The organism is Pseudaeromonas sp. HNCC25DJ182, assembly GCF_055413365.1.
Map to the genome: position 1 here is coordinate 127,144 of NZ_JBVAYG010000006.1, position 24,827 is coordinate 151,970.

Annotated in this window: 21 protein-coding genes; 10 read left to right on the top strand and 11 right to left on the bottom strand. The window is 57.1% G+C overall.

Going from position 1 to position 24,827, the window contains the following annotated elements:
• The first annotated feature begins 100 nt into the window (after positions 1-100).
• The 5 genes from ACZYUB_RS06960 (at position 101) to prmA (ending at position 6,926) form a co-directional block, all read left to right on the top strand.
• Positions 101-1,597: an efflux transporter outer membrane subunit gene (locus ACZYUB_RS06960; RefSeq protein ID WP_463946653.1), complete on the top strand. Its 1,497-nt coding sequence runs from the start codon at positions 101-103 to the stop codon at positions 1,595-1,597.
• Between the two features lie 17 nt (positions 1,598-1,614).
• Positions 1,615-2,826 (top strand): EmrA/EmrK family multidrug efflux transporter periplasmic adaptor subunit, encoded by a 1,212-nt coding sequence (locus tag ACZYUB_RS06965; protein ID WP_463946655.1) that lies wholly within the window; start codon positions 1,615-1,617, stop codon positions 2,824-2,826.
• Between the two features lie 11 nt (positions 2,827-2,837).
• Entirely contained in the window at positions 2,838-4,397 is a 1,560-nt protein-coding gene (locus tag ACZYUB_RS06970) for a DHA2 family efflux MFS transporter permease subunit (RefSeq protein WP_463946656.1), read from the top strand.
• A gap of 184 nt (positions 4,398-4,581) precedes the next feature.
• Complete coding sequence (locus ACZYUB_RS06975; protein WP_463946658.1) at positions 4,582-5,967, top strand: PTS transporter subunit EIIC; 1,386 nt, start codon at positions 4,582-4,584, stop codon at positions 5,965-5,967.
• 83 nt (positions 5,968-6,050) lie between these two features.
• Complete coding sequence (gene prmA / locus ACZYUB_RS06980; protein WP_463946660.1) at positions 6,051-6,926, top strand: 50S ribosomal protein L11 methyltransferase; 876 nt, start codon at positions 6,051-6,053, stop codon at positions 6,924-6,926.
• Positions 6,927-6,989: 63 nt separating this feature from the next.
• Here prmA and ACZYUB_RS06985 read toward each other — a convergent pair whose 3' ends face one another.
• Genes ACZYUB_RS06985 through ACZYUB_RS07000 form a run of 4 tightly spaced genes read right to left on the bottom strand, consistent with a single transcriptional unit; the run spans position 6,990 to position 11,649 of the window.
• Positions 6,990-8,144 carry an ABC transporter permease gene (locus tag ACZYUB_RS06985; protein ID WP_463946661.1) on the bottom strand — a complete coding sequence of 385 codons (1,155 nt, stop codon included), beginning with the start codon at positions 8,142-8,144 and terminating at the stop codon, positions 6,990-6,992.
• A complete protein-coding gene (locus ACZYUB_RS06990; RefSeq protein ID WP_463946663.1) occupies positions 8,137-9,270 on the bottom strand; it encodes an ABC transporter permease in 1,134 nt (377 codons plus the stop codon). The genes ACZYUB_RS06985 and ACZYUB_RS06990 overlap by 8 nt, the downstream gene beginning before the upstream one ends.
• Complete coding sequence (locus ACZYUB_RS06995; RefSeq protein ID WP_463946665.1) at positions 9,263-10,249, bottom strand: HlyD family secretion protein; 987 nt, start codon at positions 10,247-10,249, stop codon at positions 9,263-9,265. The genes ACZYUB_RS06990 and ACZYUB_RS06995 overlap by 8 nt, the downstream gene beginning before the upstream one ends.
• Positions 10,246-11,649, bottom strand: coding sequence for a TolC family protein (locus ACZYUB_RS07000; protein WP_463946667.1), 1,404 nt, complete (start codon positions 11,647-11,649; stop codon positions 10,246-10,248). Before ACZYUB_RS07000 ends, ACZYUB_RS06995 begins: the two co-directional genes overlap by 4 nt.
• Before the next feature lie 381 nt (positions 11,650-12,030).
• Between ACZYUB_RS07000 and dusB the strand changes: the two genes are divergently transcribed.
• Positions 12,031-13,023 (top strand): tRNA dihydrouridine synthase DusB, encoded by a 993-nt coding sequence (gene dusB, locus ACZYUB_RS07005; RefSeq protein WP_463946669.1) that lies wholly within the window; start codon positions 12,031-12,033, stop codon positions 13,021-13,023.
• Positions 13,016-13,315, top strand: a complete 300-nt coding sequence (gene fis, locus ACZYUB_RS07010; protein ID WP_460884072.1) for a DNA-binding transcriptional regulator Fis — start codon at positions 13,016-13,018, stop codon at positions 13,313-13,315. Before dusB ends, fis begins: the two co-directional genes overlap by 8 nt.
• Positions 13,316-13,419: 104 nt before the next feature.
• Here the strand turns inward: fis and ACZYUB_RS07015 are convergent, their stop codons facing one another.
• The 4 genes from ACZYUB_RS07015 to ACZYUB_RS07030 all read right to left on the bottom strand — a co-directional run bounded on the left by ACZYUB_RS07015 (position 13,420) and on the right by ACZYUB_RS07030 (position 18,152).
• Complete coding sequence (locus tag ACZYUB_RS07015) at positions 13,420-14,517, bottom strand: LacI family DNA-binding transcriptional regulator (RefSeq protein ID WP_463946671.1); 1,098 nt, start codon at positions 14,515-14,517, stop codon at positions 13,420-13,422.
• Positions 14,518-14,591: 74 nt separating this feature from the next.
• Entirely contained in the window at positions 14,592-15,470 is an 879-nt protein-coding gene (locus ACZYUB_RS07020; RefSeq protein WP_463946673.1) for a MalM family protein, read from the bottom strand.
• A 96-nt stretch (positions 15,471-15,566) separates the two neighbouring features.
• Complete coding sequence (locus ACZYUB_RS07025) at positions 15,567-16,856, bottom strand: carbohydrate porin (RefSeq protein WP_463946675.1); 1,290 nt, start codon at positions 16,854-16,856, stop codon at positions 15,567-15,569.
• A gap of 60 nt (positions 16,857-16,916) precedes the next feature.
• Positions 16,917-18,152: a putative glycoside hydrolase gene (locus tag ACZYUB_RS07030; protein WP_463946677.1), complete on the bottom strand. Its 1,236-nt coding sequence runs from the start codon at positions 18,150-18,152 to the stop codon at positions 16,917-16,919.
• Positions 18,153-18,862: 710 nt separating this feature from the next.
• Between ACZYUB_RS07030 and ACZYUB_RS07035 the strand changes: the two genes are divergently transcribed.
• The 3 genes from ACZYUB_RS07035 (at position 18,863) to ACZYUB_RS07045 (ending at position 21,893) form a co-directional block, all read left to right on the top strand.
• A complete protein-coding gene (locus tag ACZYUB_RS07035) occupies positions 18,863-20,110 on the top strand; it encodes an ABC transporter substrate-binding protein (RefSeq protein WP_463946679.1) in 1,248 nt (415 codons plus the stop codon).
• Positions 20,111-20,208: 98 nt separating this feature from the next.
• A complete protein-coding gene (locus ACZYUB_RS07040) occupies positions 20,209-21,060 on the top strand; it encodes a carbohydrate ABC transporter permease (RefSeq protein WP_463946681.1) in 852 nt (283 codons plus the stop codon).
• Positions 21,061-21,065: 5 nt separating this feature from the next.
• Positions 21,066-21,893 (top strand): carbohydrate ABC transporter permease, encoded by an 828-nt coding sequence (locus tag ACZYUB_RS07045; RefSeq protein ID WP_463946683.1) that lies wholly within the window; start codon positions 21,066-21,068, stop codon positions 21,891-21,893.
• A gap of 292 nt (positions 21,894-22,185) precedes the next feature.
• On the opposite strand, the gene ACZYUB_RS07050 is transcribed toward ACZYUB_RS07045, so the two are convergent.
• From ACZYUB_RS07050 to ACZYUB_RS07060, 3 genes are all read right to left on the bottom strand, one after another.
• On the bottom strand, positions 22,186-22,881 hold the full coding sequence (locus tag ACZYUB_RS07050) for a family 16 glycosylhydrolase (protein WP_463946685.1): 696 nt from the start codon (positions 22,879-22,881) through the stop codon (positions 22,186-22,188).
• A gap of 235 nt (positions 22,882-23,116) precedes the next feature.
• Positions 23,117-23,428 carry a PTS lactose/cellobiose transporter subunit IIA gene (locus ACZYUB_RS07055; protein WP_463946687.1) on the bottom strand — a complete coding sequence of 104 codons (312 nt, stop codon included), beginning with the start codon at positions 23,426-23,428 and terminating at the stop codon, positions 23,117-23,119.
• 10 nt (positions 23,429-23,438) lie between these two features.
• Entirely contained in the window at positions 23,439-24,818 is a 1,380-nt protein-coding gene (locus tag ACZYUB_RS07060) for a glycoside hydrolase family 1 protein (protein WP_463946689.1), read from the bottom strand.
• Between the last annotated feature and the right edge of the window lie 9 nt (positions 24,819-24,827).

Genomic DNA, 24,827 nt, shown 5'->3' on the forward strand with positions numbered 1-24,827 from the left:
CCACTCCTTTTTTAAACTGGTGCGTACAGTTTTGATTGACGCGGCTCTGGTGTCAAGGATATAACTGTACCGTACAGTTCAGTTATAAGATGGTAAGCCGGTGAAAACACCTCAACACCCCCCACTTTCAGGTCTCGCATGTGCAGACCCAGTACAGGCGTATCCCTTTCGGGCAACGGCCTCCCGCTACGTTCTACTGCTCGGTTGCGCGCTGTTGAGTGCCTGCGCCCCCTTGCCCGATCCGGCGGAAGCGCCCGAGCTGAAAACCGTCGCACATTATGCCAGTCCGCAGCGGTTGCAGGAGGCAGCGGCCCACACTGGAACCTGGCCTGCCGATCCCTGGTGGCTGGATTATGCCGATCCCCAGCTCAGCCAGTTGATCAAGGAAGCCCTGCAGGATGCGCCGGATCTGGCGGCTGCTCAGGCGCGCTTGCAACTCGCCCGAGCCACGGCCCGGCAAGCCGGCGCCCCCCTGCTGCCGGAACTGAGCGTCCAAGGTTCAGCCGGATGGCAGAAGGTCAGTTACAACAATGGCACCCCTGCCGAATTCACCCCGCAAAACTGGAATGACGTCGGCCGTGTCGGCCTTGATTTCAGTTACGAGCTGGATTTTTGGGGCAAGAACCGCGCGCAACTGGAAGCAGCGCTCTCCGAGCAACGCGCTGCCAGTGCCGACGCCGCTCAGGCCCGCCTGTTGCTGACCACCAATCTGGCGGCCAGTTATGCCGAACTGGCCAGACTGCACGCCAATCTCGACAGCGCCAAGTCCGCCGTCGAAATCCGGCGCCAAACCGCCGATCTGTTTGCCCAGCGACAAGCCAATGGCCTGGAAACACGGGGCAGCTTGCGTCAGGTCGAGGCCCGCCTGGCCAGTGCCCAAGCCGAGCAGATCGCCATCGAAGAGTCGATTGCCCTGCAGCAAAACCAGCTGGCAGCCCTGATGGGAGCCGGACCGGATCGCGGACTGCGCATCCAGCGCCCCGGTATCCAGCTCACCGCGCAACCGGCCATCCCGCAACGCCTGGCCTTTGATCTGCTGGGACGACGCCCTGATGTGGTCGCTGCACGCTGGCGTGTCGAGGCCGCCAGTGGCCGAGTCCAGGTCGCCAAGGCGCAGTTCTATCCGAACGTCAATCTGAGTGCTTTTGTCGGCTATCAGTCCCTGGGGTTGGACAATCTGACCCGCTCCGGTTCGGATATCGGCAATGTCGGCCCGGCCATTTCACTGCCACTGTTTAATGGTGGCCGGCTGGCAGGCCAGTATCAGGGAGCCGAGGCAACCTATGCCCAGGCCGTCGCCAGCTACAACGCCACTGTGACGGAGGCCTTTCACCAGACGGCCGACACACTCGTCAGCCTGGGAGCCCTGCAGCAGCGTCTGCAACGATCCCAGGAGGCGGTACAAGCCGCCAGCGATGCTCACCAGATCGCCCGCAATCGCTATCAGGGGGGCCTGGCTACCTATCTGGACGTACTCAGTGCGGAGGATGGACTGCTCAGCAGCCAACGCGAGCTGGCCAATCTGCAAACCCGTCTCTTCTCGTTACATGTTGCCCTGGTCCGTGCCTTGGGCGGCGGTTATCAGACTCAGGCCTGATGGCCAAGGAATTCCCCATGACCCAACACACACACACTACCGACTCTCTGGCTCTGGTCGACACCTCCATCGACAATGTCGTCCAGCCCGACTTCAAGCCACAGCGCACCCGCAAACTGGCATTCGGCATCTTTGCCCTGGTCTTGCTGCTGGTAGCGCTCGGAGCAACCGCGTACTGGTTCCTGATTGCCAGCCGCTACGTCAGCACCGATAACGCCTACACTGCGGTCGAGCTGGCCGCCGTCAGTCCGGCCGTGGACGGCATAGTCCAGACCATCACGGTCGTGGATACCCAGTCCGTCAAAGCCGGTGACATCCTGGTGATCCTGGATGATACCGATGCCCGTCTGGCACTGGCACAGGCCGAAGCTGAGCTGGGACAGGCCGAGCGCCGGGTCCGCGGTTATTATGCCAATGGCGAAGGATTGGCGGCCCAAGTCTCGTCCCGGGAAGCGGTACAGCGCCAGGTGGCGGCCCAACTGGCGGTCGCTCGGGCCGATCTGGAACGTGCCACTCTGGATTATCAACGTCGGCAAGCACTGGCAAACTCCGGCTCTGTCTCCGGCGAGGAGCTGAGTAATGCCCGTACCCTGCTGGCCACCGCCAAGGCTAATCTGGCGGCGGCAGAAGCCGCCCAGGCACAGAGCAAGGCCGATCGCCTCTCTGTCGTCGGCAGCAAGAAAGCCAATGCTGCCCAGACCGAACACACAACGGTCGACAACCATCCGGAAGTGGCGCTGGCCCGCGCCAAACGCGACCGGGCACGCATCGATCTGCAACGCACCATCATTCGCGCCCCCAGCGATGGGGTGATTGCCCGCCGCCAGGTACAACTGGGCCAGCGGGTCCAGGTCGGCGCCCCCCTGATGTCCATAGTGCCGCAACACGAGATGCATGTGGATGCCAACTTCAAAGAGGGTGAGCTCAAGCAGGTTCAACTGGGGCAAACGGTCGAAGTCATCGCCGATCGCTACGGGCATGACGTGGTCTACCACGGCGTAGTGAGCGGTCTGGCCGGCGGCACAGGTTCAGCCTTTGCCATGATCCCGGCGCAGAACGCCACTGGCAACTGGATCAAGGTGGTCCAGCGCCTGCCGGTGCGGATCACCCTCAATCCTTATGAACTGGCCGAACAACCGTTGCAGGTCGGGTTATCGATGCAAGTGACGATCGATACCCAGTCCAAGTCCGGTCGTGACCCTGTCACCGCCATGAACCCGACACGCTAAGGCCTGCCACCATGGAACAGACCTCTCGCCCTCATGCCCCGACGGCGCCCGGTGGAGAAAATGCCCCTCTAACCGGGGGCATGCTGGTTGCCGCCGCACTGGTGCTGGCATCGGCCAACTTTATTGCGGTGCTGGATACCACCATCGCCAACGTCTCGGTGCCGAATATTGCTGGCGGGCTGGGTGCCACCTCCAGCCAGGGCACCTATGTCATCACCTCCTACGCGGTGGCGGAAGCCATCACAGTGCCACTCACCGGCTGGCTGGCCGGTCGCTTCGGTGCGGTCAGGGTGTTTGTGTCGGCGATGATACTGTTCGGCCTGTTCTCGGCGCTGTGTGGACTCGCCAGCTCGTTAAACATGCTGGTGTTATTCCGTATTTTCCAAGGCTTGGCCGGTGGTCCCTTGATGCCACTCTCCCAAACCCTGTTACTGCGGATCTTCCCGAAAGAGAAGGCCGGAGCCGCCATCGGGCTATGGAGTATGACTACGCTGATCGCCCCCATCCTCGGTCCGATCCTGGGTGGCGTGCTCTGTGACAACTGGAGCTGGCCGCTGATCTTCTACATCAATGTGCCGGTTGCCTTGATCTGCGGTTATCTGGGCTGGCAGTTGCTACGACGCTATGAATCCAGCCTGCGGCGGGTGCGTATCGATGTCGTGGGCCTGGTGTTGCTCATCACCTGGGTCGGTGCCTTGCAGCTGATGCTGGATGAGGGCAAGAATTATGACTGGTTCGCGTCGACCCATATCCAGGTGCTGGCGGCCATCGCGGCCATCGGCTTTATCGCCTTCCTGATCTGGGAGTTGACCGAGGCGCATCCCATAGTCGCCTTGCGGGTGTTTCGTCACCGCGGTTATGCCGCCAGTGTACTGACCATCTCGCTGGCCTTCGGTGCCTTCTTCGGTGCCACAGTCCTGACCCCGTTGTGGTTGCAGAATTATATGGGCTATACCGCCACCTCCGCCGGTTATGTCTCGGCCATGATGGGCATACTGGCGGTTCTGGTCGCCCCACTGGCCGCCGGACTTTCGACCCGAGTGGACCCCAGACCGTTAGTCTTTTTCGGCGTCATCTGGCTGGGCACCATCACCCTGATCCGGACCTATGCCAATGTGGAGATGACCTTTTGGGATATCGCCTGGCCCCTGCTGCTGCAAGGGATCGGCATGCCGTTCTTCTTCGTGCCGCTGACCGGGCTGGCGCTTTCCAGTGTCAACCCCGAGGAGATGGAGTCGGCAGCGGGATTGATGAACTTCATGCGCACCCTCTCCGGTGCTTTCGCCACCTCGGTGGTGACCACCAGTTGGGAAGATCAGACCCGCTATATCCATGCCGAGCTCGCAGGACTCACCGACAGACTGGGCGATAGTCTGGCAATCCTGCAGCAGCAAGGCTTCTCTCTGGAGCAAGCCCGCAACCTGCTGGATCAGCAGCTGCAAGGGCAAAGCGTCATGCTGGCTACCAACCAGATCTTCCTGTTCACCGGGATTGCCTTCTTCATCGCAGCCTTTGCCATCTGGCTGGCCCCCAAGCCAGCGCGCATCGTCGATGCCGCAGGAGTCCATTAATCACCTTTCATGTGTTGTGCTCTCGTCTCGAGCTAGCCACACGGTTTACCGGCCTCTGGGCCGGTTTTTTTGTACCAAACGAAACCACATTGTTTTATTCCACTACCACTTTTGGGGATACAGCGGGTAGAATGTGCGCCGCATCACACTTATTTCGCCTTCAGATCCTCCAAGGAGAGCCCATTTGCACCGACATCATGGTCTGGCAGGATTCCTGCTCTTGCCTGTTGCCCTTATGCCATTGGCCTCCCTACTCTGCTATGCCGGTCAGAGCCAGACCCTGTTGGGCGCCCTGCTACTGACGGCAGGACAAACCCTGTTTTCCATCCTGCCGCTGATCATTGCCATGCAACTGGCCAATGCCCTGCAGCGGGGAGAGAGCGGTCAACAGCCGCTCAATGCGGCGGTCGGGTATCTCATCCTCTCGTCCACCCTGCAGACCCTGGCGCCCGAATTGCGACACGCCGAGATGGGGTGCGCTCTGGTGGCCGGCCTGAGTTCAGCCTTGTTCTATCCGCGACTCTCGCGCCTGCGCCTACCGCCCTTGCTGCACTCCTTCAAGGGGGCAGCGATTGTGCTGATCCTCAACAGCCTGATCGCACTGGCGCTGGCGTTTCCGCTGGCCGGACTCTACGGCTGGCTGGAGCCGGAGCTGCTACGCCTGGGTGCCCGTTGGCTGGGCAATCCGGAGCAAGGCTTTGCCCTGGGCTTCATCTATCAGTTGCTGACGCCATTTGGTCTGAACGAGGTGTTTCATCCCCTGATGCAGGCCAACCACGGGGAAGCACTCAGTCAACCCCAGCTCAGCTTCCTATCGGCGCACTATGCAGTCCAAATCTTCGGCTTGCCCGGACTGGCACTGGCTCTGCTGCGCTATGCGCCTCATGAGCAACGCCGCCCCTTCGTCGGCCTCTGCCTGTTGCTGACCCTGAGCGGCTGGCTCACCGGCTTCACCGCACCACTGATATTGGCGCTACTGTTCCTCTCGCCGCCGCTGTTTGTCATCCACGCCCTGCTGGCAGGCTTTATCATGGCGTTTTGCCAGGTGATCGAGATCCGTTTTGCCATCCCGAAATTAACCGGCGATCTGAGCGTGCTATGGAGTCCGGAACTACAACGGGATCCGCTGCAGTTCTACACGTTGGGTGGCCTTACCCTGGCGTTATATGGCTTTGGCTCCCACCTGTGTCTCAAGCTGTTTCATATCAAACCTCTGCTCTGGATGGGCGCCAAAGCCCCCTGTGAAGAGCGAAATCACCACGCCAACTCGGATCTGAGCCTGCTGGCGGTCGGTTATCTCAAGGCCTTGGGCGGGATCGGCAACCTCATCAGCATGAGTTCAACCCTCACCTACCTGACCGTCGAGGTAGAAAGCCCGGCGCTGGTCGATGATGCCGCCCTGCAAAAGCTGGGTGTCATCACCCGCTTCGAGCTCGACAGCCACAAACTGCAACTGCTGATCGGCCCGATTGCCGTGCAGTTAGATGAAAAAATCCAGCTGCTCGCCGCCCGCCAGTCCCTGGACTTGCAACCCCGCGAGCTGCAGATAGCCCCCTATATCGTGCGTTAGGCCCCGAGTTTCGTGTGCTGAGCGCCAGCGACCGCGCTGTGCTACAATCCGCGCGTTTACCCTTACCGAGACAGTGATTCGCCATGCCGTGGATTCAGATCAGGCTCTACGCCACCGCTAAAAACGCCAACAAACTCAGCAACATGCTGATGGGACTGGGTGCCCAGGCCGTGACTTACATGGATGCTCAGGACAATCCGGTTTACGAACCGCTGCCCGGAGAAACCAAGCTGTGGGGGGAAACCCAGGTCACAGGGCTGTTTGATGCCGAAACCGATCCGGCTCCTATCCTGGCCTTCTTCCAGCGCCATTTCGGCAAGCAGATGCCCTACAAGGTGGAGCAACTGGAAGACAAGGACTGGGTCCGCGAGTGGATGGATCACTTCCATCCGATGCAGTTTGGTGAGCGATTGTGGATCTGCCCGAGCTGGCGCGATGTGCCGGATCCGGACGCCGTCAACGTCATGCTGGACCCGGGATTGGCCTTCGGCACCGGTACTCACCCCACCACGGCACTGTGTCTGCAATGGCTGGATGGCGTCGATCTGGCTGGCAAAACGGTGGTCGACTTCGGTTGCGGCTCCGGCATTCTGGCCATTGCTGCCCTGAAACTGGGTGCCGCCCGGGTCATAGGTATCGATATCGACCCCCAAGCGATCCAGGCCAGCCGTGATAACGCCGAGCGCAATGGTGTCGCCGACCAGCTGGAGCTGTTCCTGCCCGAGGATCAACCCACCGGGCTGCAAGCCGATCTGCTGGTCGCCAACATTCTGGCCGGCCCACTGCGCGAGTTGGCGCCGCTGATGAACGAACTGGTGCGCCCCGGTGGCTTGCTGGCGCTCTCCGGCGTGCTGGAAACCCAGGCGGTAGAACTCGAGCAGATCTATGGTCAGTGGTTTGACATGGATCCGACCGCGGTACGCGAAGAGTGGTGTCGCCTGTCAGGCATCAAACGCTGATCCCGGACCCGTCCAACAGCTCCATGCTATCAAGGCCAGTCACTGCGACTGGCCTTGATGCTTTTAGCCGCCCGTGGACCGCGACAGCTCCAGACTGCGCAAGCGCCACCATGCCAGCAGCCCATACCCCAGAGCCTGCAGCCACATCTGCCCCCAAAGGCCAGACACCGCCGACCAGTCACCACCCATACCATTCAGACGCAAGCTGCCAAGGATCCCCGGGGTGGCCGGAAACAGAGTCATGACCCCCTTGATGGGCCAGGGCAACATCTCCTGCGGCCAGATAAAGCCGACGGCAAACAGCAATGGCAAGGAAGAGAGCACAATGATCGGCGTCGCCATCTCCCGCCGGGTCAGGTAGCTGCCAAAGAGGATGCCCAGCTGGGTCAGCGCCAGGAAAAACGGCAACAAGAAACCGAGCAGGAGCAGTGGGTCTGCCAGCCGGTTGAGGCCATACCAGGCAAAACAGGGGCCAAAATAGAACAGCGTGAAGCCCAGATAGAGCGCCATAAATAGCAGGGTTCGCGCCAGCAGACGCGGCCAGGCCTTGCCGGAGCATCCGGGGCCGACTTGCCGCAGCTGATACTCCGAAGCCCCGCGCAGCCCCAGACCGATGAGCAGGGTCTGATGCAGGATAAACAGGAACACCGCCGGTACCACATATTGCTGATAACCCAAGGTGCGGTTAAACACCGGCTCGGCCTGGAGGGCGAACGGCCGCCAGTGTGCCTTGGCGGCAGGAGTGGCCTGGCCCTGAGCCAGCAGACGCGAAATGCGGATCTGCGCCCCCAGGGTTGCGGCGGCTGAACTCAACCCTTCCGCAATCGCCCCGTAGATCAGGTAGTAGGCACCATCTCCGGCAAAGCCCAGGGTCACGGTGCGGCCCAGACGCACATCGCGGTAAAAATGCGGCGGGATGAGCAGCAGCCCCTTGGCCTCACCGTGACGGATGCTCGATTCGGCCTCGGCCAGTGTGGCGGCGCGCCCCACCAGTTGCAACTGGGGTGTGGCATCGGCCATAAACGCCAGACGACGCGATAGCGTACTGCCATCTTCATCCACCAACAGCACGGGTAACTCTCGCGCCACCTGATGGGCATAGGGCAACGGATAGAGAAAGGCATAGAACAGGATGCCACCAAACAGCGTCAGCAGCAGAGCCCGATCGGCCAGCAGCGCCCGCCACTCCTGGCAAAATACCCTCCAGAGCTCAGTCATGACGGGCTCTCCCCAGCAACCAGACCACCAGTGGCCACACCAGCATGAACATCAGCAATGCGGCCACAGGCGTCCAGGCCGCACGCCCCAGCAAACCCAGGCTGGCCTGGCCAATCTGCAACTCGGCATAATGGGAAGCCGGCAGTAGCGCCCGCCAGCATTGGGCCAGCCCATTCATATCCGCAGTCGGAAAGGTTACCCCTAAAAAAGCAAATGCCGGTGCCGAATAGCCGGCCGCCAGACTCATGGCCCGGGCGCCATCCCGGGTTAGTCCGTAGAGCAGAGCCCCCATCCCCAGACAGGCCAGTACCGTCAGCCCCTGAGCGAGGAATATCAGCGCCCAGCTTCCGACCATGGGCCAACCGAACCACCCGAACAACAACCACACCAACACCAGTCCCCACCCCCAATAGATGAGCAGCAGTGGCGACAACAGACGCACCAACAGACGCAGCGGGGCTGTCTGCAGCGCCCATCGCATGCGCCGCTGCCGCAGACGCCGGGTGAGATGACTGATGGTTGCCATCAGGATCAGGATCTGCCACAGCGCCGGTGCAATCCCGGCGAGCAGGAACTGGGCATAGTTGCCGCTGAGGTTATACAGCGATGTGAGCTGATAGACGAACGGCACCGCCTCGCCGCGGGCGGCCAGCGGCACCGGCTGGGAACTCAAACCCTGCAGCACGCCCAACTGGGCAGCCGATGTACCCAGAGCCTGGTTGAAGCCACTACTGAGCAATCGCCCGACCAGCAACGTCTGGCCGCTATAAAACAGGTTCACCACCGGTTGTCGGCCCTGCCGCACCTGCTTTTCCAACTCGCGGGGCAGCAGCACCAGTCCATAGATGGCGCCGTTGCGTAACGCCTGAGCGCCGTCCGCCAGCGAGCTATATTCCGCCGCCACCTGCATGCTGGCACTGCGATCCAGCGTACGCACCAAGCCGCGCGACAGGGCGGAGTGATCCAGATCCACCAGCCCTACCGGTAAGTCGCGCACCAGACCGCCGTTAAACAGCACCGCGACCCAGACCAGCAGCAAGAGCGGGATCCAGCTGCTCAGCGCCCGCAACCAGGGATCGCCCCAGAGCCGTCGCCATTCCAGAATCCAGCGCCGCCCCTCAGGCATCGGGCAATTCCACCAGCACACTCATGCCGACCCGCAACTGCGGTATCGGCTCGACCGGACGCGCCTCGACCTCGAAGCTACGCATATCGAAGCCCTGCTGACTGTCGGTGGCACGCCAGGTGGCAAAATCCCCCAACACGGCCACATGGCTGACCCGAAACGGGAACGGCTTATCCCCCAGTGCGGGAATACGGGCAACAAACTCCTGTCCCGGCTGAAAGCGGTCGAGCAGATCTTCACGGACATGAAACAGCGCCCAGGCATCCTGCATATCGGTCAGGGTGACCACCGGAAAGCCCTGGGGCGCCAGCTCACCCGGTTGCAGCAGCACTTGCGTCACCTCGCCCGAGGCCGGGCTCAAGACCTGCAGCTCCGCGGTGTAAGCCTGCACCTCGGCCACCGCCCCCGCCGCCATCTTGGCCTTCTCCCGCGCCGCCAGCTTCTGTTCGGCCCGCGCACCCTCCAGTGCCATCTGGTACTGCTGCCAGGCGGCATTCTGGGTTAGCTGGGCGCTTTGCCAACGGGTCTGCGCCTCATCCCGCTTCTGCAACGCCACGACCCCATCGCGATACAGGTTGTCGATACGCTGGAAGGTTTTCTGGTACAGAAGCGCCGCACTCTTGGCCTTCAGCCACTGATCCTTGGCCGCCGCGATCTGCTGCGCGCGCGCTCCCTGTTCAGCCTCCTGGGACAAAGCACCGGCTGCCGCCTCCCCCGCCTGGGCTTGTTGCAACTTGGCCTCCAGTTCGGGACTGACAATGGTGAACGCCAGAGCACCCTTGTTCAGGGATTGTCCCTTTTTCACCGCCACCGTCTCGATACGCCCCGGCACCTTGGAGGCGACGCTGTAACTCTGCGCCTCGATCTGGCCTTGCAGCCGCACCGGAGCCGGGCGATAGGCCCACCAAAATGCCAACGCCAGAGCCGCCACCAGGGCTCCCGGCACCACCCAGACCAGTCCCGCGCCTCTCCGGCTCATGCTGCCACCTCAATCTTGTCCTGTGGTTGATAATGGGAAAAGTCGCCCTGCTCCCCGCTCAAGGCGAGCAGCCGGGCCAGACAAATCACGTACTGATAGGCCGCCACCTGGCGCTGGGTCTGCACCCCGGCCAATTTGCTCTGGGCATCCTCCACATCCAGCGACGTGCCGAGCCCCTGACGAAATGCCTGTTCGCGCAGCCGGACATTCTCCTGCGCCAATCGCTCGGTCACATCCAGCGCCTGATACTGCTCGCGGGCCAGATCCGCCTCGCGCCAGCTCTTCTCCACCAGCAAGGTCAAATCCAAACGCAACTGGGCCAGCAATTGCTTGACCTGAACCTGAGTGGTGGTTGCCGCCTGCACCGTATCCGAGAGGCCATCCCGCGAGACCAGCGGCACCTTGACCCCCACCCCCAGCAACCAGTCCGGCGCCATCTTGGCCGCGAGCGTGTCCTGTTCATACAGGGAGTAGTTGCCAAACAAAAACAGCTCCGGCAGCCGCTTGCCCTGCTCCAGGGTCAACAGACCATCCGCCTGCTGCTGCTTGGCCGCCAGCAAGGCCAAACCGGGATGATGGGCCAGCGTCTGCTGCACAAACTGCTCGGCGGGGGGTAACTGCCGATGGACAAACAACGGCTGCGCGGGCTCCAGGGCGCCGGATTGCTGCAACAGACTGCCCAGTGCCAGCTCGGCAATTTCGGTCTGTCGTCGGGCCGCCAAGGTTTCCACCCGGGCTTTGGCCAGCGCCGATTCTGCCGATAAGCGCTCCACCGCGGCAATTTGCCCCTGCTGCTCCAGCTTGCGGGCATGCTGAAGATGATTATCCAGCGCCTGCTCCAGTTGCTGCCGGGTTTTGAGCACATGGCGCGCCAGCACCAGGCCAAAATAGCGTTCGGTCAGCGTCTCGAACGCCGCCTGCTGTTTGAGGGCAAACTGCTGGTTGGCCTCCTCGATTTGCGCGCCGCGGATCGACTGGGCGGCATCGATGCGGCCACCGGCGTAGAGCGGCCACAAGGCTTGAACCGAGCTGGTGACCAGATCCTGTTCGGTGAAGGGCGTGACAAACGCCGACGCGCCGCCCAATCCCTGGATCAGTTGCTGCACCACGGGACTGTTCAATAAGGGATTCTGTTTATTGCTGGCGATGGGGTTGAGATCCATCAGATCGAGTTCGACCGGTTTTTCCAGTCGCGTATAGCTGCCTTTCAGATCGATTTGTGGCAGATAGAGTGCCTGGGCGGCCGCTGCCAAATGCTCGGCGCGGTTGATCCCCGTGCGCTCGGCGGCCAAGCCGGCATTGTTCGCCAACAGCTGTTGCCAGGCCTGATCAAATACCAGCGGGGCTGCTTGCACCCCGCCAACACACAGCGCCAGCCACATCCATATCGTCTTGGTCATATCCATATAGCCTTGGTCATATTCATATAGTCTTGCTGGGCCATATCCATTTCAAGCCATCCGGCCGATGAGTAGAGTCTTCGCTCGAGCCTGTTGGATCATAACCAAACGGCCGGAGCGGTGACAGATGCAAGCCGGTAAGCTGATGCCTGTATCACAGGCTATTTTTCCCGATTTTCCAGCGGGAGGCCTCTTTCGACCCCCTCCTGATGTTTCGACCCCACCCTGAAAAGCGTGAGCTAGCTAACATTTGAATTTGCAAGTACCCAAGGCAAAACAAATGGAGAAAAAAAACAACAACGCTCAATTTCTAACCTTTTCACTCCACCAAAAAATGCGTAATATACGCCGCCCTGAGCCGATGGTTGATAGTGTCGTTTCATGCAAATTGGTCCCTACAAACTGGATACTCCACTGATCCTCGCGCCGATGGCCGGCGTGACCGATCGTCCGTTTCGGCAGCTTTGTCTGCGAATGGGCGCCGGCATGGCCGTCTCGGAGATGATGCTGGCGAATCCGGAAACCTGGGATACGGAAAAGTCAAAGAAACGGAGATACCACGCCGATGAGGCGGGATTTCGTTCGGTACAGATACTCGGTTGTGATCCCGAATTGATGGCGCAAGCGGCCCGACTGAATGTCGCCGCCGATGCGCAGATTATTGACATCAATATGGGATGCCCGGCCAAGAAGGTGAACAAGAAGCTGGCTGGCTCCGCCCTGCTGCAAGATCCCGCCCTGGTGCGCGATATCCTGCAAGCCGTGGTGGCGGCGGTCGAGGTTCCGGTCACCCTCAAGATCCGTACCGGTTGGGATCCCGAGCATAGAAACGGTGTGGAGATCGCGCAGCTGGCCGAACAGGCTGGCATACAGGCGCTGACAGTGCATGGACGGACCCGCGCCTGTTTATTCAAGGGCGAAGCCGAGTACGACACTATCAAGGCAATCAAGCAGGCGGTTTCAATCCCGGTCATCGCCAATGGCGATATCGACAGCGTGCACAAGGCCCGTCAGGTTCTGGCCTACACGGGTGCCGATGCCATCATGATCGGACGCGCCGCTCAGGGACAGCCGTGGATTTTTAGACAAATCCGCCAATATCTGGAACAGAACCAGGCTCCCACCGCCCCCTCACTCGAGGAGGTGCGCGCCTTGGTGCTTGAGCATATCAGCGCCCTGCATCACTTCTATGGTGACTATCAGGGCGTGCGTTATGCCCGCAAGCATGTGGCCTGGTATCTGGAAAAGTTATTGGAAAGCCAGGATTTTCGCAGAGGTTTCAATGCGTTGGAGACTGCATCCGCACAACTTGACGCATTGAAGTATTTTTTTGACACGCAACAGCATAACGAAGAGCAGACAGCATATGTTTGAACAAAACCTGACTTCTGACGCACTGGTTACTACCACAACCCATGCACACACCCATGAGCCAACTCAGCGCCCGCTGCGCGAGTCTGTGCAGCAAGCCCTGCGCAACTATCTGGCCCAGCTCAATGGTCAAGAAGTCACCGAACTCTATGAGATGGTGCTGAGCGAAGTAGAAGCGCCCATGCTGGACATCATCATGCAATACACTCGCGGCAACCAGACCCGCGCTTCCATCATGATGGGTATCAACCGCGGTACCCTGCGCAAGAAGCTGAAAAAATACGGCATGAACTAAAGAAATTTAGTTAACGCATTGAAAATAAAGGCGCTTATCCGCAAGGAGAAGCGCCTTTTTTATTGAAGCTAACTGTTAGTCAGCCAATTACAGTCACCAGACCGTCAAATATTATTCGCGTTATACGGCATTGTGGTATCCCGCACCACAATGCTGAGCTCGGGTAGTTCGGCCGGGACTATTTCGGTATTCTCAATCAAACCCAACAGGGTATTCACCAAAGTAATGCCGGTTTCATAGATGGGTTGCCGAACCGTGGTCAGCGGTGGATTGGAATAGATAGAAAAAGGCAGATCATCGAAACCAATCAGCGAGACATCTTCCGGCACCCGTAACCCGCATTGTTTGAGGCCTAGAATAGCGCCATAACAGGTCTGGTCATTGGCACAGAATATGGCCGAAAACTTCTTGCCGCTGGCCACTAATTGTTTCACCGCATTCAAACCACCGGCTTCGGCAAAATCACCCTGCACCACCAATTCCGGATCGTATTCAATACCGGAACTCACCAACGCCTGGCGATAACCATGATGCCGTTCAATGGCATCGCTCTGATCCGGTAAACCGATAATATGCGCAATCTGGCGATGGCCAAGATCCAATAGATAGCGCGTGGCCATATAACCACCCAGCCGATTATTGATACTGAATGAGCGCACACGCTCGGTATTAATATTATGGCCGGTGGCCACAATAGGAACCTGCTGCGAGAACTCGAGCAACGTCTGCTGATTCACATGCCCGGTCAGAATAATGATCCCGTCCACGCGACGGGCGATCAACAGTCGCAGCCGTTCGACTTCCTCTTCGGCATTCCAATGGCCGCTGGCAATCAGCGGCGCATATTCCAGCCCTTGCAGGGCGTTTTCGACGCCGCGCAACATCTCGTTGGAAAAGGGGCTATCCACATACTGGGTCAAGACCCCCAGAGTCATCGACTGACCAGTCTTCAGGTACTGCGCCATCAGGTTGGGACGGAAATTTAACTCCCGAATCGCCTCCTCGACCGCCAGACGCTTATCCTCTGCCACCTTGGCCGAACCATTCAGGATCCGGGACACGGTACTGGCAGAGACACCGGCTATGCGGGCAATATCATAGACAGTGGCTTTTTTTTCCTGAGCTGGCTTGGACATATCCCCCCCGTATGGACCATCAACATGACTAGCCGTAGCCAGCAACTTCAACGAAATCTTCTTCATAAATCAGTCCGTTAAAATACACGGTTCCCTTGATGGCAACAAGCAAGGATACCGGGTCCATACCGTGGATATAGTTAGGGTTGCGCAGCAAAAAACACCCCTCGCGCCTGGGTGAAACCGGCTTTTTCGGCGGCATTCACCCAGCCGATGGCCTGTTCATAATCTTTGTTGGCGACAGCGGTGCGGATCCGCTGGTAGTACTCCAGCTCGCTCAACGGCTTGGCCTGGGCGGCGGCAATGGCCGGCTCGATATTCGATTCGGCAGGGGCCGCAAGCACGGAGGCTTGAGTCTCGAGCGCCAGGTACAGACGTCCGGTTGCGGCATGAGGAACTTCCGCATGCCGTAGGCGAGCCACATCGCTGGCGCGATCGTGCTCCATGGCCCGCTGCAATGCCTCGGCATCCAGCTTGGTACTGGCTTGCATATCCTCGCTGGTGGTAAACAGCAGCATATAGGCGGCCCGCGAGCTGCCCGTGGATGCCGGAATGATGAATTCTCCGGCCAGGTTTTGCCCCGTCAACAAGGAGCCGCCCCCGTACGTGAAGTGAGAACTCGGGATCAGCTGAAGCTGGGTATAGTTTTCATCCAGGATCATGACGCTGGGCAGAAAGATGGTGAAATCGATCGGTACCGTTAGTTTGACCCGGGTCGCCTGCGTCGTGGTGGGTAATGCATAGGCAGCGACATAACTTTTCCCGCTGGCAAATGAAAACACCTGGTTGCTGGAGCCAATCTGGACCCAGCTCTTATCTTGATTCAACGGCTGATACATCAGCTCGGACAACGTTGCGATCGCCGTTTTTTGCGCCAATAGCTGTCTATCCGCCTGGGCCTGTTGCTGGAATGTAGTGCCGGTTGCCGGAGCCCGCAGCGCAGGATCCATATCGATACTGGAACAGCCGGTGGCCAGTAAACCGACCAGCCACAACCAACTCTGTTTACCTTGTGTCATACCTGTCTCCTCAGAACCTGTGTCCTCAGAAAATACGGGCCCCTGAGGGGCCCGAGAATCAAGAATAATAACTGTAGCTGGGTTGCCCAACCGGCATTACCACCACATATCCGCTTGCAGCCCGACCAGGAAGTCTTCGCGGCTATCTTGCCAAGCCACTTCGTAGTTGCGATCCACATAGGTGGCCAGCAGGCGAATTTCAGGTGAAGGACCCACGCCGGTATTCACGGTGAAGGTGGGCACCACGCTCAGTTTGCTGGAGTGGCTCCCCTGGTCAACACCCGCGACGATCAGGTTGTTTTTGACATAGCCCAGTTCGGTTTGCACCGAGAAGAACTCATTTACCGGGAACACGGGACGCAGGGATGCCGCATACCAGGAGTCATGACCACCCAGTTCATAATCGTTGTACTGATAGGACAGGGTTGGCAGCAAATGCAGGCTGGCGCCATACCAACCACCCCAGGCAAACAGCCGGTAGGACTGATCGCCGTCCATCACCTTGGACTGATACGGCTTATAGCCATCGGCCTTGTCTTGCAGTGTCTTCTGATACAAGGAGCCCTTGCGATACATGGCGGTATTGGTCAGGTTCGCCCCCAGCAAATCACCGGAGCCCAAACCGCGACCCGCTTGCGCAATAAACTTGGAGAAACCGCCCGGCATGAAGAAGAAGTCATCACGAGAATAGATGGTGGTTCCTTCAATCCCCTTGGTCGCATATTGCTTGCTGTCGCCGGTGAACTCGTTATTCGGCATCTGCTTGAGCGCGACTTCGAAATCCCAGGCGCCATATAAAGCACTGGAGTGGAGGGTATGCATGGTGGCGGCACTACCATCCGGACGATCCGAATGGTCGGTGTCATTGCTGTTGATATAAGCAAAATCCCACTTGCCATCAGCCATTTCTACATCTTTAAAACCAGCACCGGTACCGGAATAATCGGTATAAAAATAATCGGTGGTCCAAATATAGTTTTCACGATCGTAATAGCGCAGACCACCCCACATGGTACCGGTCGGAGTAATACCGCCTAATTCCACATAGGTCTCGGAAACCCCCGATTCCCGCGGGGCGGCTCGGGTTTGCAGGCCATCACCATCCGATTCCACCTTGAAGTGAATATTCACGGATTTGCCGCTGCCCAGGTCCCATAACTTATTGAGCCCACCTTCCCAGCTATTATCCACTTCGGCACCCAGACGGCCCATGGTTTTATCCATTTCATCCGCATAACCAGCCTTGGAGAAATTATCCTTGGCATCAAACAGGGATCCAGCACGAATATAACCGTGGAACCCGATGGTTTCAGAGGCTTGAGAGATCGCGGGCAATGCAAAGCCACAGCAAGCGCCTACCAATAAGGCTGCATATTTCAATTTCATTTTATACTCCACGAGATATCAATATTATTTTCGGCCCTAGGCAATGGGCCGAGTTTCAGCTTAAAGAGCGATTTTTTGGCAAGGCGAATTAGCATCAAAGTCGGCAGGAACTGCTGATTTTAAAGCCACGTTGGTGAAGGCGAATTTCAGTCCTGCCATCGAATCCCAGGCACCCGACATATACAGGGCTTTTTGCACCGAGTTGGTATTGGCAGCCGGGATCAAGGAAGCAACCGGTAAGGTGCAGCGATACCAGCTGTCATCGGCCGGAACCTTGCTGCTGTCCATGGTGAAAAAGGTGCCGTAATCCGGGCCCGCAGTACCATCCATACGGACCTGGATATTCGGCGCAGCACCATAGCTGGTCACTTTCACATCCAGCGTCATGGCACCCGCCTGATAGGCAGAGAGGTCGCTGTTCGCGCTATCGGTGCCCAAAAACACACCGCCATTGCCCGGAAAATCCGCAGTGACCACCTGATCGGCATCCGTCACCGTACCGCCAAAGCTATTGACCGGATAACTGGCGCTGTCATCCGTCGCCAGGCTCTTATCACCGGAGTAATAGAGAGCGGCATCACCGGCGGCGAGTGCTGGCGCCTGATTAACACCTGAGCCGGTATCGCCACCCGTGCCCGCGGCTTCACAGGTTACCGGATCGACAACCGGAGTCTCGGTGGTGGTGAGCTTGTACTTCACATTGGTAATTTCGTAATCAAAGGCTTCTTTGGTCGCCAGATGGAACGGCGTACCGACGGAAGCCAGATTGATGGCCGTTGCGCCAGGGAATGGCTTCATGCAGTTGATGGGCAGGGTCAGGGTTTCCCAGTTACCACCACCTTGCACCGCGCTGGCAATCGGCAGACTGCTGCGGTTGGGGTACTCGTTGTCGATGGAGGCATTCAACTCGTTCGGCACCGCGCTCTTGGCGCGCAGCTGGAATTCGATGAAACCCGAGGCATATTGACTCAAGTTCAACGGGGTAGCGGATTTGAGCATGAAAGTCCCATCGCCATCGCCCGCGACCTGGACATCCGCGGTGTCATCGGTGCCGGCGTTGTTGATGAGAACGGCGCTGATGCTGGTCATCGCAACCGGCGTGGCCGTCACAGCCTGTACGTTCCAGCCATCCTTCTCGGATTGAATGTTCGGGGTGGTGGCAGTCGCACCAACTCCGAACAGCAGCAAGGAGCTATCACCACCGCCGTTATCTGGCGGTGTCACGCCGCCACCAGCCGGAATATCCTCTGCACCGCCACAGCCACCCAGCAGGGTCGCGGCGATCAGAGACGCCAAAAGTCCTTTCTTTGTTGCATTCATATTGACCACTCCAATCAATGGGAAAATTGTCTCACCGTGGTGGGCTGCCGCATCTCAAACCGCCATCTTGAAATCGATGCCACTAGAAAACGATGATATGGCGATTCTCTTGAAATCGATTTCCAAAGCAATCAATATCCATTGAAATGATCGTAATTCGTGCTAACAATCACAAAACAATTGCCAGCTCCCGATGATTTTCTCTCCAGTTTCATTTTCATGCATCAAAATGAGATCTCGCGCAAAAGCAGAACGAAATAGGCTTAATCCTTAATATTCATACACTTATTTTATACTTGTGAAATTGGACCCGCTCGGGACAGCACTGCCGTTTCTGAAGCGGGTGCCCGCAATGTCAGAGGGCCAGGGCTAGCCAAACGCAGCCCAGATCAGCCCGCGAGACACCCGAGGAATCGACAGCCCCACAAGACATTCATGGCATCGATTTCATTTATTCATGGTCATCATAGAGCCGATAGCGTGAGCGGTACGGGCATGGGGAGCTCCCGGATAGAGCTTCCCAGTGGATAGATGCAAGGCGCATCCAGGTTCGAAAAAAGAGCGGCGCGTGAAGGTCGGTTTGGTGAATCAAGCTTGTCTATTGATAGATATGATTTATAAGATGACCACCAAATAGGATTACGAAACCGCTTTCAAGGTTTGCTTTATCACGTCAGGGGGCTCGCTTGAGATTTATACCGGCATGTTGTGGGCTACTGGGCATCACATTGGCATATCTGCTTTCCAGCTGGGCACAGGCTACGACGCTGACAATCGCCTCCTACCCGAACTTTGATGCCGCCATCCGGGCCGCCATACCCCGCTATGAGAAGCTGCATCCCGATATCACCATTCGCCTGGTTGCGCTGTCGTTTTACGATCACCACCATGCCATGACGACCGCGCTGGCCACCGGTGCCGGCCTGCCCGACATCATGGGTCTGGAGCAGGGTTTTATTGGCCGTTTTGCCCATTCCGGCGGTCTCGACGTGCTCAGCGCCCCGCCCTACAACGCCCACCAGTACCAGTCGTTACTGGTGCCCTACACCATGGTCCAAGCGCGGAATGAGCAGGGGGAATTGATGGCCATGCCCGCGGACATCGGTCCCGGCACCCTGTTTTACCGCCAGGATCTGTTGGCGCAGGCCGGTGTCACCCTCGATGAGATGACAACATCCTGGGAGAACTTCATTGCGTCAGGAATGCGCCTCAAACAGAAGGGCATCTATCTGGTCGCCAATGCCAGCGACCTGAAAGACATCTATATCCGTATCGGACTCCAACCTGGCGAAGGGCTCTATTTCAATCAGGCGGGTGAGAGTCTGGTGCGCAGCGAGCGGTTTGTCCGGGCTTTTACCCTGGCCAAGCAGGCTCGGGAGCAGGGGCTGGATGCACGGCTGCAGATCTGGAGTAATGAGTGGGCCGAGTCGATCCGCCGTGGACAGATTGCCACCCAGATGATGGGGGCCTGGTTTGCCGGGCATCTGGCCAGCTGGATAGCGCCTGAAAGCAAAGGGCTGTGGCGCGCCAGCCAATTGCCGGCACATGCCTATGCCAGTTGGGGCGGCTCTTTCTACGCCATTCCCAAAGCCGCCGCCCATAAGCCTGAAGCCTGGGACTTTATTCGCTTCATGACGCTGGATCCGGTCATGCAGCTGGAAGCCTTTGAAAAACTCGATGCGTTTCCCGCGCTGCTCAGTGCCCAGCACACCCCGCATATGGCAGAACCCATCGACTACCTAGGCCAGCAACAGGCCCGGTTGCTCTGGAAAGATGCCGCCGACAAGATGCCGAGTATTATTCCGCATCAGCATGATGCCATGGCCGCCGAGATCATCCGTAAACAGATGGATCTGGTACTCGAAGAAAATAAAGATATTCAGGAGGCGCTGAAAGATGCCGAGCGCCAAATCAAGCGCAAGGCGAGACATTGATGCAGAGCGCGTGGAAAAAATATTCGGTAATCCTCAACAAAAAATGGATACCTTATCTGTATCTATCGCCATTCTTTATTATTTTTGTGGTATTCGGATTGTACCCGATATTATTCTCGGCCTGGATTTCACTGCATAGTTGGGACTTGAATGCATCGCTATGGGATATGGAGTGGCAGGGGCTTGCCAACTATGAATACATATTGACTGATGAGTGGTTTTATCGCGCTCTTTATACCACTCTATGGCTTGCCATCGTCGCCGGCGTGCCCCAGCACCTCATCGCGCTGCCGCTGGCCACCCTGCTGTTTCGCTTATCAAATCGCACGCGGCACTTTTTATTTTGCTTCTATTTTCTGCCCTTCATCACCTCGTCGGTGGCTATTTCCTTGGTGTTTGGCTCTCTATTTTCCCGTGACTTTGGTGTATTAAATCAGGTTATTTCTGGGTTACATGATTGGGTCATCTTTGATATCCATCCCTTGGGCTGGTTATTTCCAGAACAGGCTATCGATTGGCAAGACTCGAGTCATATCCGCTGGAGTATTGCCATGGTGGTATTCTGGCGTTATGTCGGCTGGAATACCTTGCTGTATCTTTCGGCGATGAAAACCATCCCTGAAGAGCTATTTGATGCCGCTTATCTGGAAGGAGCCGGATTTTGGCAACAGCTACGCCATGTCACGTTGCCGATGCTCAGACCCATGATACTGTTGGCTTTGACGCTGAGTTTAATAGGTAATATGCAGTTATTCGAAGAGCCGTTTATTCTGACGGCCGGAACCGGAGGATCCGGTCAGGCTGGTCAAACCATGGCCATGTATTTATATGCCACGGCGTTTGCGGAAGGGGATTTTGCCACCGCATCGGCCGTCGCCTGGTTGTTATTTATCATGCTGTTGGCACTCTGCAGTTTAGGACGCCTCATTAACCAGAGAAATAATGGATGAACAGGATGCATCATCGCTCATCACCTCACTGGTTGCTCCCTTGTCTGATTGGCGTGGGAGCCATCCTGATGGTGTTGCCGTTCTGGTTTATGCTGGTATTTGCCACCCATGATGAAGCCCATATATTTGCCGTTCCGCCACCGCTGTGGTTTGGCGATCAACTGGGTGAAAATATATCCCAGCTATTAAACAGACTGCCCTATTTTTGGCATAACCTGTCGAATAGCTTCTATATCGCCATCATGACCACCGGATTGAATCTATTATTTTGTTCCTTGGCGGGTTGCGCCTTTGCTCTGTATCAATTCAAAGGTAAGAAGTGGCTATTTAATCTGGTGCTTGGCACCATGCTATTGCCCGGTTTTTTAAATATGATCCCCAATGCCTTGATAATTGCCATGTTCGGCTGGATCAATGAGCCCAAGGCGCTCTATATTCCCGCTGCCTGTGGTGCTTTCGGGGTATTTTTAATGCGCCAATATATCGAGCAAGCAGTACCTTATGAAGTGATTGAGGCGGCACGCCTCGATGGTTGCAGCGAATGGGGCTTATATCGGTATATGGTATTGCCACTCATCAAACCTGCGCTCTTCACGCTGGCACTGCTGACCTTTATTGCCTCCTGGAATAATTTTATGGCCCCGCTGGTCGTATTACGCGATATGGAGAGCTATACCCTGCCCCTGGCTTTACGCGCGCTGCAAGGGGTGGGGGTTGTGCCCTGGGGGGCGGTTTGCGCCGGGGCCGCGATTGCCGTTATGCCGCTGATTATCTTGCTTATTTTTACCTCCCATCAGCTGATCGATCGCCTGAGTCAGGGGTATTCAAAATAAGTGTTTATGCCAAGATTCCACCCTGCCGAGCCAATATGGATCAATATTCAGAGACATAAGAGAGATTCAACTCTCTAAAGCAGGGCTGGTTATTCAATAGCGCGAGAATGAGGCGGCGGAGATCACCTGAAAGCCGACCGTAGGCATCAGGGATGATGCCTTCGAGCCTCCATGGACGGATTCACGGCGTGTCGGCGTTAGGTTGCTCCGGCGCCGCATTGTCACCAACACCAAACGGATAAAACGTCAAATCGAGGGGCTCTCAGAGCCCCTCGCGTATATCACGGGATTATTATTCCCACGTCTGAACGGATATATATTTATACTTGGCGTAGGCCTGCTGACCATTATAAGAGCTAGGTGGGAACTGCGGGTTGGCGCTGATCCAGTTATTCACAAACAATTGCATCCAACCAGTCACCGGACGACTTTCCCGGCGAACCGTGACCCATTTATTCTCGGTGCGGCTAAATACCTGCCAGGTCACACCAGATTCATCTATGTTGAAGGCATAACGCTCCATATTCCAGATCGCCATGCCATATTTACCCAGGTCAATGTCGAGCGGATATTGTTTGCCCTGGATCCAGACATTGGTATGCAGCAGATTAGTGCCGCCCATTAATTCAATATCCACTTCATAGTGGCTGCTGGTGCTGGCTTCTCCGACATAAGTAAAGAAGGAGCTAATAGTTCCCGGAACGGCACCGGCTTGCATCTGCACTTCATAACGGCCGCGGCGGGTATAATTGTAGCTGCGCATCTCCGCACAGCTCTTATTGCCACTGACTGATTTGGCATTTAAAACAGCCATGTTCGATTCGGTCCAGACATTCGCCGCACGCCAGGTGCAATCAAATTCCGAGCCGCCATTGCGCCAACCATCAGAGACTTGCCAGTCCTGATTATTCCACCAAAATGCCGATGCCTGAGTTGCATATAAACCACTTGCCAGCAATACCGCAGTCATAATTCCAAATTTACCCATGGTATCCACACTCCTCTGTGTTTAATGGATGACAACCAAGTTCGGAATAAGGATATCGAGAATTTGAAATGAAAAACAAAACTGAAATCGCGTCATGATTATTTCATATTATTGAAACTATCAGCAGCATCACTGAAATTAATGACAAACATAATAATTAAGGATTATATTGCGGCCATAAAAAAGCCACCGACAGGTCGGTGGCAAAGTGGACTTCCAATTCAACAAACAACAACTATTTTGCCTGACGGCGGTAAATCTCGACTAACTCGGTAGCCAACTCACGGCACAGAATGGAGGTCATCAAATGATCCTGGGCATGCACCATCACCAGCGTCATCTTGGTTTTACCTTCCCCCTCATCGGCCTCAATCAGCTTGGTCTGTACCGAATGGGCGGCCTTACCGGCCTCAGTGGCTTGTGCCAATAGCGCATCGGCTTCGGTAAATAAACCGGCACGCGCTTGACGCAAGGCTTCAAAACAAAGGCTACGTGATTGTCCGGCGTTGACGATAATACCCATCACTGCTTCTTCAAGATCCAACATCTCTTTCTCCTTAAAATCCGTTATTCCGTGAAACCTCGGCAAACCACTCGCCGCTTTTCTTGACGGTGCGCTGCTGAGTTTCTAAATCCAGACTGATGAAGCCATATCGATTTTTATAGGCGTTCATCCAGGACCAGTTATCAATAAAGGTCCACAAATGATACCCACGGCAATGACACCCTTCGGCAATGGCAGCATGGATCCATTGCAGGTGGCCGCGGATAAAATCGATGCGGTAATCATCCTTCACTTGGCCATCGTCACCAATGAAGCGGTGCTCGCCTTCCACGCCCATACCGTTTTCCGAGATATAGCTCGGAATATTTCCATAGTGGTCACGCAGATTGGTCAGAATGTCGTAGATACCGCGCTCGTAGATCTCCCAACCGCGATAAGGATTCATCTTGCGGCCCGGCATCTCGTAATTTTCGAAGAACCAATCCGGTAAGAATGGAGTCCCGGGCTGGATCGCGGTCATCCGCGCTTTGACTCGTCGCGGTTGGTAGTAGTTGATGCCAAGCAGATCGATCTTGCCAGCGGCGATCAGCTCCTTGTCCCCTATCTGGGTCACCGGCATCTGGTCATATTCCTGCAGGATGTCGATCAGCTCCTGGGGATAGCAGCCCTTGACGGCCGGATCGAGGAATGCCCGGTTGAAGAACAGATCGGCAATAAACGAAGCCTTCAGATCCGCCGGATGCGAGGAGCGCGGATAGGAGGGGGTCAGATTCAGTACGATACCGATCTGGCCCGGCAGATTGAGCGCACGGTAGCGAACGACCGCCAGGCTATGGGCCAGCATCATGTGGAAGGCCACTTGCGCGGCGCGGCGGAAATCCATCAGATTCGGGTAGTGGAAGTCATACAGATACCCGCCTTCTACCACCACCACCGGCTCATTGAAGGTCATCCAGCAGGCAACCCGGTCGCCAAACAGCTGGAAGCAGATGTCGGCGTACTGGGCATAGGCCTCGACCGTGGCGCGGTTTTCCCAGCCACCCTGCTCCTGCCAATACATCGGCATATCAAAGTGGAACAGTCCGATAAACGGCTTGATTCCCTGGGCCAGCAACTCATCAATCACCTGGTTATAGAAGGTGACGGCCTCGGGATTGACGGTTTTGCCATCCGGCATCAGCCGGGCCCAGGAAATCGAGGTGCGGAAACTGTTGTGACCAATCGTCTTCATCAGCGCGATATCGTCCTTATAGCGCCCATAAAACGTCGAGGTATCCGCCGGACCAATCTGGTTGTGAAAACGGTGCGGTTCGGTGGCAAACCAGTGATCCCAAATGGTTGGAGCCTTACCGCCTTCAGCCGCCGCGCCCTCTGATTGCGCCGCTGAAGAGGCACTGCCCCACCAAAACCCTTCGGGGAATTTAAATTGCATGACCTTTTC